Annotated in this window: 12 protein-coding genes; 4 read left to right on the top strand and 8 right to left on the bottom strand. The window is 49.2% G+C overall.

The genetic code is table 11. From position 1 onward, the window contains the following. The first annotated feature begins 8 nt into the window (after positions 1 to 8). A complete protein-coding gene (gene fadK / locus FEK50_RS11555; protein WP_130208260.1) occupies positions 9 to 1,649 on the top strand; it encodes a medium-chain fatty-acid--CoA ligase in 1,641 nt (546 codons plus the stop codon). A gap of 50 nt (positions 1,650 to 1,699) precedes the next feature. Here fadK and FEK50_RS11550 read toward each other — a convergent pair whose 3' ends face one another. The 5 genes from FEK50_RS11550 to ppsA all read right to left on the bottom strand — a co-directional run bounded on the left by FEK50_RS11550 (position 1,700) and on the right by ppsA (position 8,208). Beyond that, positions 1,700 to 2,443 (bottom strand): SDR family oxidoreductase, encoded by a 744-nt coding sequence (locus tag FEK50_RS11550; RefSeq protein WP_130208262.1) that lies wholly within the window; start codon positions 2,441 to 2,443, stop codon positions 1,700 to 1,702. Between the two features lie 12 nt (positions 2,444 to 2,455). After that, positions 2,456 to 2,935, bottom strand: coding sequence for a YhcH/YjgK/YiaL family protein (locus FEK50_RS11545; protein ID WP_130218911.1), 480 nt, complete (start codon positions 2,933 to 2,935; stop codon positions 2,456 to 2,458). 10 nt (positions 2,936 to 2,945) lie between these two features. Then, the gene (locus tag FEK50_RS11540; protein ID WP_130208266.1) at positions 2,946 to 3,905 is read right to left on the bottom strand and encodes a 2-hydroxyacid dehydrogenase; all 960 of its coding nucleotides are present in this window, start codon (positions 3,903 to 3,905) and stop codon (positions 2,946 to 2,948) included. Positions 3,906 to 3,940: 35 nt separating this feature from the next. Continuing rightward, positions 3,941 to 5,341, bottom strand: a complete 1,401-nt coding sequence (locus FEK50_RS11535; protein ID WP_001278076.1) for an anion permease — start codon at positions 5,339 to 5,341, stop codon at positions 3,941 to 3,943. 488 nt (positions 5,342 to 5,829) lie between these two features. After that, the gene (gene ppsA, locus FEK50_RS11530) at positions 5,830 to 8,208 is read right to left on the bottom strand and encodes a phosphoenolpyruvate synthase (RefSeq protein ID WP_135524360.1); all 2,379 of its coding nucleotides are present in this window, start codon (positions 8,206 to 8,208) and stop codon (positions 5,830 to 5,832) included. A 332-nt stretch (positions 8,209 to 8,540) separates the two neighbouring features. On the opposite strand from ppsA, the gene ppsR reads away from it, so the two are divergent. The 3 genes from ppsR to hemP all read left to right on the top strand — a co-directional run bounded on the left by ppsR (position 8,541) and on the right by hemP (position 10,900). After that, positions 8,541 to 9,374, top strand: coding sequence for a posphoenolpyruvate synthetase regulatory kinase/phosphorylase PpsR (ppsR, locus tag FEK50_RS11525; RefSeq protein WP_000368046.1), 834 nt, complete (start codon positions 8,541 to 8,543; stop codon positions 9,372 to 9,374). A 156-nt stretch (positions 9,375 to 9,530) separates the two neighbouring features. Next, complete coding sequence (gene aroH, locus FEK50_RS11520) at positions 9,531 to 10,577, top strand: 3-deoxy-7-phosphoheptulonate synthase AroH (RefSeq protein ID WP_131161178.1); 1,047 nt, start codon at positions 9,531 to 9,533, stop codon at positions 10,575 to 10,577. A gap of 131 nt (positions 10,578 to 10,708) precedes the next feature. Continuing rightward, a complete protein-coding gene (hemP, locus tag FEK50_RS11515) occupies positions 10,709 to 10,900 on the top strand; it encodes a hemin uptake protein HemP (RefSeq protein WP_001270810.1) in 192 nt (63 codons plus the stop codon). Between the two features lie 3 nt (positions 10,901 to 10,903). Here the strand turns inward: hemP and selO are convergent, their stop codons facing one another. From selO to FEK50_RS11500, 3 genes are all read right to left on the bottom strand, one after another. Continuing rightward, positions 10,904 to 12,328: a protein adenylyltransferase SelO gene (selO, locus tag FEK50_RS11510; RefSeq protein WP_131161177.1), complete on the bottom strand. Its 1,425-nt coding sequence runs from the start codon at positions 12,326 to 12,328 to the stop codon at positions 10,904 to 10,906. Between the two features lie 62 nt (positions 12,329 to 12,390). After that, positions 12,391 to 13,104 carry an EAL domain-containing protein gene (locus FEK50_RS11505; protein ID WP_130224663.1) on the bottom strand — a complete coding sequence of 238 codons (714 nt, stop codon included), beginning with the start codon at positions 13,102 to 13,104 and terminating at the stop codon, positions 12,391 to 12,393. 246 nt (positions 13,105 to 13,350) lie between these two features. Continuing rightward, entirely contained in the window at positions 13,351 to 13,815 is a 465-nt protein-coding gene (locus FEK50_RS11500) for an NlpC/P60 family protein (protein ID WP_130208276.1), read from the bottom strand. Between the last annotated feature and the right edge of the window lie 36 nt (positions 13,816 to 13,851).

Below are 13,851 nucleotides of genomic sequence, written 5' to 3'. Positions count from 1 at the left end.
AGTTCAAAATGAAAGTGACATTAACGTTTAACGCGCAGCGTCGTGCAGCCTATCGACAACAAGGATTGTGGGGCGATGCTTCGCTGGCCGACTACTGGCGGCAGACTGCATGCGCGATGCCAGACAAAATAGCCGTTGTCGATAATCATGGCGAATCGTACACCTATAGCGCACTCGATCACGCTGCGAACTGTCTGGCAAGCTGGTTACTGGCTAACGGTATTGAATCGGGCGATCGTATCGCTTTTCAATTGCCTGGCTGGTGTGAATTTACCGTTATCTATCTTGCCTGCCTGAAAATCGGTGCAGTTTCCGTGCCGTTGTTGCCTTCCTGGCGAGAAGCTGAACTGGTGTGGGTGCTCAATAAGTGTCAGGCAAAAATGTTTTTTGCACCGACATTGTTTAAACAAACGCGTCCGGTAGATTTAATCCTGCCACTGCAAAATCAGCTTCCACAACTACAACAGATCGTCGGCGTGGATAAGCTGGCCCCCGCCACCTCGTCTCTCTCGTTAAGTCAGATTATTGCCGACAATCCCCCGCTGGCCGTCGCAACATCGGTCCACGGCGATGAATTAGCGGCGGTGCTATTTACCTCCGGAACTGAGGGCATGCCAAAGGGCGTGATGCTAACGCATAATAATATTCTCGCCAGCGAGCGGGCTTATTGCGCGCGGCTGAATCTGACCTGGCTGGATGTCTTTATGATGCCTGCACCACTCGGTCACGCGACGGGGTTTCTGCATGGTGTAACAGCGCCGTTTTTGATTGGCGCCCGCAGCGTGTTGTTAGATATTTTTACCCCGGAAGCCTGTCTCTCGCTGCTTGAGCAACAACGTTGTACCTGTATGCTCGGCGCAACGCCGTTTGTTTATGACCTTTTGAATCTACTTGAGAAACAGCCTGCCGACCTTTCTGCGCTGCGTTTCTTTCTTTGCGGCGGCACCACGATCCCCAAAAAAGTGGCGCGTGAATGCCAGCAACGCGGCATTAAATTATTAAGCGTTTATGGTTCCACGGAAAGCTCGCCACATGCAGTGGTGAATCTCGACGATCCTTTGTCGCGCTTTATGCACACCGATGGTTACGCTGCCGCTGGGGTGGAAATTAAAGTGGTCGATGATGCACGCAAGACCTTACCGCCAGGTTGCGAAGGTGAAGAGGCTTCGCGTGGCCCTAATGTGTTTATGGGTTATTTTGATGAACCTGAATTAACCGCTCGCGCGCTGGATGAAGAGGGCTGGTATTACAGTGGCGATCTCTGCCGCATGGATGAGGCTGGCTATATAAAAATTACCGGACGCAAGAAAGATATTATTGTTCGCGGCGGCGAAAATATTAGCAGCCGTGAGGTGGAAGATATTCTATTGCAGCATCCTAAAATTCACGATGCCTGTGTGGTTGCGATGCCCGATGAACGTTTAGGTGAACGTTCATGCGCTTATGTCGTGCTGAAAGCGCCGCATCATTCATTATCGCTGGAAGATGTAGTGGCATTTTTTAGCCGTAAACGGGTCGCGAAATATAAATACCCTGAACATATCGTGGTGATCGAAAAACTGCCGCGCACGGCCTCCGGTAAAATACAAAAATTTTTGTTACGCAAAGATATTCTTCAACGGCTGGAACAAACATGCGTTGAGGCATAATTCATAAATAATAAAGCACCTTATACGCAAGGTGCTTTATTCAATCCCGATTAACCACGTCCGACATATGGCATATTATTTGCCATAATCGTTATTTCCAGCACGTTCGTGGTTACTGGCAACTGGGCCATCATCTGAATGGCTGCTGCAACATCAGCAACATTCATCATATCTTCCGCTTTAATAGCGCCATCTGCCTGATAAACGCCCTTACGCATCCGATTCGATAATGTCGTTTCCGCATTGCCGATATTAATTTGCCCGCAAGCGATATTAAATTTGCGACAATCAAGGGAAATGGCCTTGGTCAACCCGGTAACAGCATGTTTCGACGCCGTGTATGCCGCAGTATAAAGGCGCGGTGTCAGTGCGGAAATCGACGCATTGTTAATAATGCGTCCTCCCATTGGCTGCTGCGCTTTCATGATTTTAATCGCTTCTTTCGAACACAAAAATGTCGAGTGAATATTGGCGTTAAACACGCGTGTCCACTCAGTAAACTCAACCTCTTCAATACTTTTTGCCGGACTATTATTGCCCGCATTATTGAACAAAAGATCCAGTCGACCAAAACGAGCCTTAATCTCGGCAAATAGTGCAACGACAGCGGACTCATCCGTGACATCAGCAACCAGAGGAATAAAGCGTTCCTTGGCTAAACCTTGTGCACATTGCTGTAAGGTTTCTTCGTTACGCGCGGCAACAATAACAGTATATCCAATGTCATAGAGTGCCTTTGCTGCCGCGTAGCCGATACCTTTACTTCCCCCTGTCACCAGGGCAATTTTTGTCATAGCCAGCTCCGCCTATAATAAACTCATGTCGATTTTCACGACTGTTTTTTTGATTTTCTCCACGTTATCGACTTTATAACATGCCCGATGTACCTCTTCCGGGAAGACCACCACAAACTGTCCTGGTGTCAACGTGATTATCCGATCATTAATACGTTCATCAGCATAAAAAATAACGTCACGGTCGCCCAGGTGGCTTTCTACAACCGAGTTTTCTCCATCATCAAAATCCACACAAATCCGCTCTTCTCCGGCAATTAAGAAATGGACATCAAGATATTTACGATGAACTTCTGGTCGGCATTCATGTAGTGGTTTAGTCATCGGTTCAACCACGGTATAAAATATTGAGTCATCCTGAATAAAAACCTTCTCCCCCACAGGAACACTATTCAGCTCATGCTGTGAAAGATACTCAATGACACGAGCAATGACAGGATGAAATGTCCGCTTTTGTTGTTCACTAAGATACGCGATATCACCATAAATCATATTTCCCGCCTTATTGAGTAACAGGGGTAATAACTGGCTGTCCGCTAAAGAAAGCCTGTAAGTTATCAAAAACCAAATCTGCCATTGCATTAAACGTTTCGCTCGTACCACTGGCGATATGTGGCGTCAGGACAACGTTATCCAGCGACATTAATTGTTCTGGCACATGTGGTTCGTTGGCATAAACGTCCAGTGCCGCACCAGCAATGATGTTATTTTGCAGAGCATCAATCAGATCGGTTTCGTTCACCACTGATCCCCGGGAAATACTGATCAAATGTCCGGTTTTCCCCAGAGCCTGCAGCACAGTTTTGTCGATAACGCCGCGTGTACTTACCCCGCCTGGCAGCGTCAGAACGAGGAAGTCCACCGCTTGCGCCAGAGAAACCAGCGAATCATGCGCCGTCCATTCAGGTTTGTTATGCGGTTTTGGGTCGAAATAGTGAATTTCCATTTCAAATGCTGCTGCACGGCGGGCTACAGCATTACCAATGTTCCCCAGACCAACAATTCCGCAACGTTTACCACTCACTTTCGTCGCCATCGGGAAACGCCCTTCGTTTGGCCAACGACCGTCACGAACATAACGATCGGCAATGTTAATACGTCGGGCAACATTGAGTAACAACGCCATGCCAATGTCTGCAACACAGTCATTAAGCACGCCAGGGGTGTTGGTGACGATAACGCCATGCTCCCTGGCTGCCACGATATCAATAGGGTCATAGCCCACACCATTGCTGGCAATAATCTTCAGATTCGGAAATTTTTCAATTAGCGCCCGAGAAGCTCCCATTACCGGATTACCACTGGTCACCAGCGCCTTAATATCCGGCGCGATCTGCGTGTAAAAAGCGTCTGCGTCGGTCAGTTCCCACAGGCGATATGCGGTGAAGGTAGATTCAACTTTAGCCATTAAGCGGTCGCTTAATTTGCCGACGATAGCCACCTGAATATCTTTTAAGTTCATACACTATTCCTTGATTGATGTTTGCCGCAGGCCACTTACCATAGGCCAAGAATTTTCCACCACACCGCCCCCAGTCCGAACCAGATGACAATGTTCAACAACATGACGATAAAGCCCAGCCGCCACCATTCTCGTTGCGAGACATAGCCAGCGCCGTAATAGATGACTGCGGGTCCGTTGCCATAATGCGAAATGCCGCTCATCAGGTTAGTGACGAACGCCAGTGACAGAGCAGCCATCATCGGCGGCGCGCCTGCAGCAACCGAGACGCTGCCAAAAGCGGCATACATCGCCACTACATGCGGCGTACTTCCGGCAAAGAAATAGTGGGAATAGCAGTAAACTATCAGCAAAACCGTCAGTGTTATTTCCCAGGGAATGCCGGTGAACAGAGCCGAGGTTGTGACGGCGAACCATTTGAACAGGCCAAGCTGATTGAGCTTATCTGCCATACAAATCATGACGCCCAGCCAGACCAGAATGTCCCAGGCCCCCTTCTCTGACTGCACATCCTGCCAGGTGATAATCCGGGTCATCAACATTAAACAGACGCCGGAAAGCGCGACAGCGGTCGCATCCAGACCAGTCCATTTCGATGTACTCCAGGCCAATAATGAAAGCAGGAAAATGCCAATCGTCACGCGCTCATCTCGGGTTACCGGCCCCATTTTGATAAGTTCTTCCTGTGCCAACGCTTTGGCTTCTGGCGTCTTTTTGATCTCTGGCGGGTAGAGTTTGTAAATGACCAACGGCATAGTGATAAAAGCGATAATGCCCGGCACTAGTGCGCTTAGCGTCCACATCCCCCATGAGATATCGACAAATAAGGTGCTGGCCGCCAGAGATACAATGAGTGCATTTGGCGCGCTGGCCGTCATAAACATCGAGGATGAGAGACAGTTGGAATGGAACACCGTCTGCATCAGATAAGCGCCAATTTTACGCGGCCCTTGATCCGGTTCAGATCCAAAGCTGTTAGAGACACTGCGAACAATCGGGAACAAAATTCCCCCTGCTCGCGCTGTGTTTGATGGCGTTGCGGGCGCGATAATCATATCGCTTAGCGCCAATGTATAACCCAGACGTAACGAGCTGCCGCCAAATCCGCGAATCAGCAAATAGGCGATACGCCGCCCCAACCCCGTTTTGATGAATCCTTTCGCGTACAGGAATGCGGCGACAATAAGCCATACCGTGGTGCTGCTGAAACCTTTTAAGGCTTCGCTGGTTTTCATCATGCCGGTCAGCATAATAAAACTGATGGCTATTAACGCGATAGCGCCTACCGGCAACGGTTGCAGAATAAACGCCACCACAGTGGTGATGAATATGGCCAGAATGTGCCAGGTTAAGGGTGTTAATCCGTCAGGGACGGGGGAAAACCATATTGCGAGTGCGACAATCGCACAAATCAGGACTTTCAAATAGCAACTCATATGCAATCCCTGTAGCTGTTTCCCTCCGCTCGCGGAGGGAATTTATCCTGTTTTCTGTACAGCCAGACAAATCAGAAAATCGGTTTTAGTTCGAATAAATTCTCTGAATTACATAATCTGCGCTTATGTCTGAATAACGGTGCGGTAATTTTTCATATCCATATCCCTTTTTATGCTGTGGTTGAAGACAGTATAAAAACGGGACTCGCCAGTGACTTCGTGCAATCCAACGAACTCTGGATGAAAAAATTACGCATATGCTTAAGGAAATTGACGAGTGGTCACATTCGGCTTTGAGAAAAAACAGTATCGAGAATTATTCTGTGGAGAGGATCGCAAACGAATTAAAATCAGAAAGAACACCAGCCAATTATTCAGATGATGCCCGGAAGCTTTTTATATTGCACGAGCGCGTTTGCCCGAAGTAGGTTGATAAAAGGTGTGGATATAGAAATGGACCCGGCGACAAAACGCCGCCGGGTTTTTATTTACTTCTTCAGTTCAGCCAGGCATAACCAGGTTTGCACCACGGTGTCCGGGTTCAGAGACAGGCTATCGATCCCCTCTTCCATCAACCATGCAGCAAAGTCTTCGTGGTCAGACGGTCCCTGACCGCAAATGCCGACATACTTGCCCTGTTTCTTCGCAGCACGGATCGCCATAGACAGCAGTGCTTTCACGGCGTCGTTGCGCTCATCGAACAATTCAGACACCACGCCGGAGTCGCGGTCCAGACCGAGCGCCAGCTGTGTCATGTCGTTTGAGCCAATTGAGAAACCGTCGAAATATTCGAGGAACTGCTCAGCCAGCAAGGCGTTGGACGGGATTTCACACATCATGATGATTTTCAGCCCGTTCTCACCACGTTTCAGCCCCTGACGAGCCAGTTCTTCAACCACTGCTTTCGCCTGGTCTACGGTACGCACGAACGGGATCATGATCTCTACGTTGGTCAGTCCCATGTCGTTGCGCACACGTTTCACCGCTTCACACTCCAGTGCGAAGCAGTCGCGGAAGCTGTCAGAAACGTAGCGGCCCGCGCCACGGAAGCCCAGCATCGGGTTCTCTTCATGCGGCTCGTAACGCTCACCACCCACCAGATTGGCGTATTCATTGGATTTAAAATCAGAAAGACGGACAATCACGCGTTTCGGATAAAACGCGGCGCCCAGCGTCGCGATCCCTTCGGTCAGACGGCCAACGTAAAATTCGCGCGGAGAATCGAAGCCTTTCATCATCTCGCGAATTTCATTTTGTAACTGTGGTTCCTGGTCATCAAACTCAAGCAGTGCGCGGGGGTGAACGCCAATCATGCGGTTGATGATAAATTCCAGACGCGCAAGGCCCACGCCTTCGTTCGGCAGGCAGGCAAAGTCAAACGCACGGTCAGGGTTACCGACGTTCATCATCACTTTCAGTGGCAGGTCCGGCATGGTTTCCACGCTGGAGCTTTTCACACTGAATTCAAGCAACTCCGCATAGACGTAACCGGTATCGCCTTCGGCACAAGAAACGGTGACGTTCTCACCGTCTTTCATCCGTTCGGTCGCATCACCGCAGCCCACTACCGCCGGAATACCCAGTTCACGAGCGATAATTGCCGCGTGACAGGTACGACCGCCACGGTTGGTGACGATGGCAGACGCTTTCTTCATGATCGGTTCCCAGTCCGGGTCGGTCATGTCAGTAACCAGCACGTCGCCAGGTTCGATGCGGTTCATTTCGCTGATGTCATGAATGACTTTCACCGGACCCGCGCCGATACGATGACCGATAGCGCGGCCTTCGGCAATAATCTTGCCCTGTGAATGCAACGTATAACGTTCCATCACCTGACCGCGAGAACGTACAGTTTCTGGACGCGCCTGCACGATAAACAATTTACCGGTGTGGCCATCTTTCGCCCACTCAATATCCATTGGGCGACCGTAGTGTTTCTCAATTTGTACGGCCTGTTTTGCCAGTTCCTGCACTTCTTCGTTGGTCAGCGAGAAGATGTCACGCTGTTCCTGCGGTACGTCTTCGATTTTAACCTGCTTGCCGTGCTCCTGGGTCGGCGCGTAGACCATACGGATTTTTTTCGACCCCATGGTGCGGCGCACGATAGCCGGGCGATTCGCTGCCAGTGTCGGTTTATGCACGTAAAACTCATCCGGGTTAACCGCGCCCTGCACGACCATTTCACCCAGGCCCCATGCGGAAGTGATAAACACCACCTGGTCAAAGCCGGATTCGGTATCAATGGAGAACATCACCCCAGAAGATGCGAGGTCGGAGCGCACCATCCGCTGAACACCGGCGGAGAGTGCCACGCCACGGTGATCGTAACCCTGATGCACACGATAAGAGATGGCGCGATCGTTAAACAGAGAAGCAAAGACATGTTTCACTGCCACGAGAACGGCGTCAAAACCCTGAACGTTGAGGAAGGTTTCCTGCTGACCGGCAAAAGAGGCGTCCGGCATATCTTCTGCGGTGGCGGAGGAACGCACCGCAAAAGAGGCATTTTCGTCATCGGCGGAAAGCTGTGCATAGGCTTCGCGGATGGCGTTTTCCAGCTCAGGCTGGAAGGGAGTGTCGATAATCCACTGGCGGATTTGCGCGCCCGCTTTCGCAAGCTGGGTAACATCGTCAATATCCGTTTTATCCAGCAGTTCATAGATGCGCTGGTTTACGCCGCTTTGGTCCAGAAACTGGTTAAACGCGTCGGCGGTTGTGGCGAAACCATTCGGAACGGAAACGCCCATTCCGGAAAGGTTAGTAATCATTTCACCCAGGGAGGCATTTTTGCCCCCAACCCTGTCTACATCATTCATGCCGAGTTGGTTATACCAAAGCACCAGCGGTGACGAGCCATTGTTGGACATCGAACAATCCTTTTGTGATAAATGAACGGTTTGAGAAACACATTTCTGCGTATTTATCTTTGCATATTTAACCGGATGAAAAAAACGGTGAATCGTTCAAGCAAATATATTTTTTTACTTTTTAAGACAGATCCCTGCGTTGCGCAAATTCGCTATCTTCAGTAATTTCCACATAAACCATCGGTATAAACGAAAGCGTAAAAATGAAATGCTGTTTTCATAAAATATAAAATTGAAGGTTCATTTTATAAACCAGGCATAACCTTCTACGCTTCTGTACGTTTTTAATTTATGCTTTCATAGAATTATGTCTGCATCACGGGAAGAACAAAATGGATAATGCTGTTGATCGCCACGTTTTTTATATTTCTGATGGTACGGCTATAACTGCGGAGGTATTAGGACACGCAGTGATGTCACAATTTCCCGTTACTATCAGCAGCATTACGCTGCCGTTTGTCGAAAATGAGAGCCGTGCTCGGGCGGTGAAGGATCAGATTGACGCAATTTATCACCAGACAGGTGTGCGCCCGCTGGTTTTTTACTCCATTGTGCTACCGGAAATCCGCGCCATCATTTTGCAAAGCGAAGGTTTTTGCCAGGATATTGTGCAGGCGCTGGTTGCCCCGCTACAACAAGAGATGAAACTGGACCCGACGCCGATTGCTCATCGTACCCATGGCCTGAACCCTAATAATCTCAATAAATATGATGCGCGCATTGCGGCGATTGATTACACCCTCGCCCATGACGACGGCATTTCGTTGCGCAATCTGGACCAGGCTCAGGTGATCCTGCTCGGTGTCTCTCGTTGTGGTAAAACCCCCACCAGCCTGTATCTGGCGATGCAGTTTGGTATCCGCGCGGCAAACTATCCCTTTATTGCCGATGACATGGATAATCTGGTGCTGCCCGCGTCGCTCAAACCGCTTCAGCATAAATTGTTCGGACTGACTATCGACCCTGAGCGTCTGGCGGCGATTCGCGAAGAGCGTCGGGAGAACAGTCGCTATGCCTCGCTTCGCCAGTGCCGGATGGAGGTTGCGGAAGTGGAAGCGTTGTACCGTAAAAATCAGATCCCGTGGATTAACAGTACCAATTATTCGGTAGAAGAGATTGCCACCAAGATCCTCGATATCATGGGCCTAAGCCGTCGAATGTACTAGAGAACTAGTGCATTAGCCTATTTTTTTGTTATCATGCTAACCACCCGGCGAGGTGTGACACACCTCGCACTTGAAATCAGCTGCGATTGGTTTATCGTGATGCGCATCACTTCCCGGTAGTCCTGCCGTTGAAGCAACAAATTTCTGAGACTTGTAATGAACAGAACTGACGAACTCCGTACTGCGCGTATCGAGAGCCTGGTAACGCCCGCCGAACTCGCGCTACGGTATCCCGTAACGCCTGGCGTCGCCAACCATGTCATTGATTCCCGCCGCAGAATTGAAAAAATACTGAACGGTGAAGACAAGCGGCTATTGGTCATTATTGGACCCTGCTCGATCCACGATCTGACCGCTGCCATGGAGTATGCCACCCGTCTGCAGGCGTTGCGCAACCAGTACCAGTCACGACTGGAAATTGTAATGCGCACCTATTTTGAAAAACCGCGTACCGTTGTTGGCTGGAAAGGACTCATCTCCGATCCGGATTTAAACGGCAGCTATCGCGTTAATCACGGCCTTGAAATGGCACGTAAGTTGCTGTTGCAGGTAAATGAACTGGGCGTTCCCACCGCGACCGAGTTCCTCGATATGGTGACCGGTCAGTTTATTGCTGACTTAATTAGCTGGGGCGCAATTGGCGCACGTACCACCGAGAGCCAAATCCACCGTGAAATGGCGTCAGCGCTCTCCTGTCCGGTAGGTTTTAAAAATGGTACCGATGGCAACACGCGGATTGCCGTGGATGCTATCCGCGCAGCCCGTGCCAGCCATATGTTCCTCTCGCCAGACAAAAACGGTCAGATGACCATCTATCAGACCAGCGGCAACCCATACGGCCATATTATTATGCGTGGCGGCAAAAAACCGAACTACCATGCCGATGATATCGCCGCAGCCTGCGATACGCTTCACGAGTTTGATTTACCTGAACATCTGGTGGTTGATTTCAGCCACGGTAACTGCCAGAAGCAGCACCGCCGTCAGTTAGAAGTCTGTGAAGATGTTTGCCAGCAAATCCGCAATGGCTCCACGGCAATTGCCGGAATTATGGCAGAAAGTTTCCTGCGCGAAGGTACACAAAAAATCGTCAGCGGTCAGCCGCTCACCTACGGTCAGTCGATTACCGATCCTTGTTTAGGTTGGGAAGATACTGAACGCCTGGTCGAAAAACTCGCCTCTGCGGTAGATTCCCGCTTCTGAATGCGTGCCCATTCCTGACGGAATGGGCATTTCTGCGCAACTTGTTGTCTTCTCAACAAATTACTGCTTGCTCTGGTTTGCCATAATATTGATAATAAGAATCATTGTTATATCAATTATTATTAATTTTTATGCGTTATACGGATAGCAGAAAACTCACGCCTGAAACGGATGCCAATCATAAGACCGCTTCCCCGCAGCCCATTCGGCGAATTACCAGCCAGACACTGTTAGGTCCTGATGGCAAACTGATTATCGATCATGACGGGCAAGAATATCTGCTCCGTAAAACTCAGGCTGGCAAGCTGCTGTTGACCAAGTAGCCTTTAACTCGAGCAGCTGACTTCAAGCCGTTTACCCCAGTCAGGTGGACGACTGACATAGTCATCATCCCTGTCGCTGAAAGGATTTCGCAACGCTTCATGCAGACGTTGTAATTCTGTCATATCGCCCTTTTCTGCCGCCTCAATAGCGCGTTGTGCCAGCCAGTTTCGCAATACCAGCGCAGGATTGACGCTCTGCAGCAGTTGCTGACGTTCACTATCGGCAACTCCGTCTTGTTGCAAGCGCGCCCGATAACGCGTAAACCAGTCATCAAACGCCGCGCGGTCAAAAAACTCATCGCGCAGCGGTGAAGCCGCACTGTGCTGCTCGGTCAGGCTTAACATGCGGAATGTGCGAGTATAATCACTGCGCTCTTGCGCCATCAGACTGAACAATTCATTCAGTAGCGCATTATCCTCTTTTTGCTCCGTCATAAAGCCCAGCTTCTGCCGCATACGTTTTCCATAATGCGTCAACAAAACCTGTTGATAGCTTTCCAGTGCCTCGTTTAACGCGTCGACAGTGATAAACGGCGACAATGTCTGCGCCAGACGCTGTAAATTCCACAACGCAACGGCAGGTTGATTATCAAAGCTGTAACGTCCCTGATGATCAGAGTGATTACAAATAAAGCCCGGTTCATAATCATCGAGGAAAGCAAATGGACCATAATCCAGCGTCAGCCCGAGAATCGACATGTTATCCGTGTTCATCAAACCGACTGTCTGCCAGCTGGCGATTAACGAAGCCGTACGTGCGACAATATCGGTAAACCAGAGGCGGTATTTATCCTCTTCATCCTGAAGATGCGGCCAGTAATAGCGAATGGCGAAGTCAGCCAGCTGGCGAACTTTTTCCGGTTCCCGACGATAGTAAAAGTGTTCAAAGTGGCCAAATCGCAAATGACTCTGCGCTACGCGCATCAGCATCGCTCCTGATTCGACCGTCTCCCGGTAAACCGGCGTATCGCTGGTAACAATGCTTAAGGCGCGTGTCGTCGGAATGCCAAGGTGATGCATTGCCTCACTGGCAAGACTTTCGCGAATTGTTGAACGTAAAACCGCAAGTCCGTCGCCCATCCGCGAATAAGGCGTCAGTCCCGCACCTTTCAGATGCCAGTCCATGGTGGTGCCGTCGGCAAACTGTTGCTCGCCGAGTAAAATACCGCGCCCGTCGCCAAGCTGCCCCGCCCAGACACCAAACTGGTGGCCACTGTAGACCTGGGCCAGTGGCGACATGCCCGGCAGTAAAGTTTCGCCGCCCCAGACACTCGCGCCACTTTCAAACAGCGACGATGGAACACCCAGCGTATTAGCCAGTTCGGCGTTATACCAAATCAACCGGGCATTATTTAAAGGCGTAGGGGAAAGCGATGTATATGTTGCCGGCAATTCATCACGCCAGCGGGTAATAAAAGACAGGGTCATAGATCCTCCTGTTTGATAGTGTAGACGGTTACTCTCGTCTTAAACACCAGCAAACAAGAGGGTTATCGCTGGACCAGCGTTGTTATCTGGCTAACGGGAACTGCGGGCCACAAGCATCCCTGAAAAGCATGGAAACCAAACGGCACCATCTGCGCCAACATCTCCGGTGTATTAATACCAGCAGCAATAATACAATTGCAACAAGGTGAAATTTGCGCATGGAGCGCACGAATAAAAGGCGCGAAAGATTTATGGACTATTTGTTGCTGAATAAAACCTTTATCCAGCATGACGCGAGTGAAAAGCCCATCAAAAACAGCCTTCATTGTACTGTTGCCCGCACCCAAATTTCCCAAAACCAATGGAAAAATTTGCGATAAGTGCAAAAGTTCATAATTATCTTTTCCCTCATTAAGATGAGGATAATTTTCATTAATCATCAATTCAGCAAAGGGAATTTTTAATAGTTTGCTTGCGTAATTATCCCTATCTAATAATAACTTTGCTACTTGTGGCGTTAAATTAATCCAGGCAAAGAGTTTATGTTGAATAAAAAAATGTTGGCATGATTTTAGTAATTCCAACTTTTCGGCAAATAATTGCCAATGCTGCTCCTCTGAAAGTTGTGCAATAACCCGTGTCGTCGGGATGCGCACCGTACCATCGTCACTGGAGAAATGGGTTATTAACTCAACCCCAACAAGATTTTGTTGGCTGTCTCTTATCGGTAGAAAATAGTAATCAGAATGATAAAGATTCTCCAGTAAGACCTTCATGGTAACAGCCCCTCTCTTCGGATTTTTTTCAACATCCAGATAAAAAGTTTGAGGCCATAAGGCATAACAAATACAGAGGGAATAACTTTCATTTGTTCCATGTTAACCACTTTTTCAGGGGTCCTTTTTTTAGATTATCCTGAGTATAAACGAATATTCCATTTGCGGTATTTTTGTCTGCAAAATACTACTGTATTCAGGAGTTAACAGACGGTGCGGTATCAGCACCGTCCATTTATTGAGATACTAGATTCGTCTCGCCTGCCAGAAATTTTTCTGCCAGTAGACATTATCGAGGGAAGAACGCATCACCCCCTTGCTGGTAGAGGCGTGAATGAATTGATTGTTGGTATCGTAAATACCCACGTGTAAACCATTTTGCCCGGAACCTGTTTTGAAAAAGACCAGATCGCCTGGCAGCAATTCTTCTTTATCAATTTGGGTACCGATAGCGGCCTGTTGTTTTGTTTCGCGTGGCAACTGTAAGTCGAAACGGTCACGCATCGTCACAACCACGAAACCAGAACAGTCCACTCCACGTCGAGTCATGCCGCCATAACGATACGGCGTACCATGCCAGCTCTGTAGTTGATCGTTCAAACCGGCAATGACAGTAATGGAGTCAGAAAGCCTGGCGTTTGGCGGCGGCGCTTTATGATGGCTACACCCGGCCAGAAACAGTGCTGTAATTAAAATTAGGCAGAAACGCATTCCGTACGAATCCTCTGTTTTTTATTCTTGCATTAA

Origin of the sequence: Escherichia sp. E2586 (assembly GCF_005781105.1) — a bacterium.
Lineage (GTDB): Bacteria > Pseudomonadota > Gammaproteobacteria > Enterobacterales > Enterobacteriaceae > Escherichia.
Note: the sequence above shows the minus strand (reverse complement) of the source record. Positions and strands in the feature narration are given on the sequence as shown.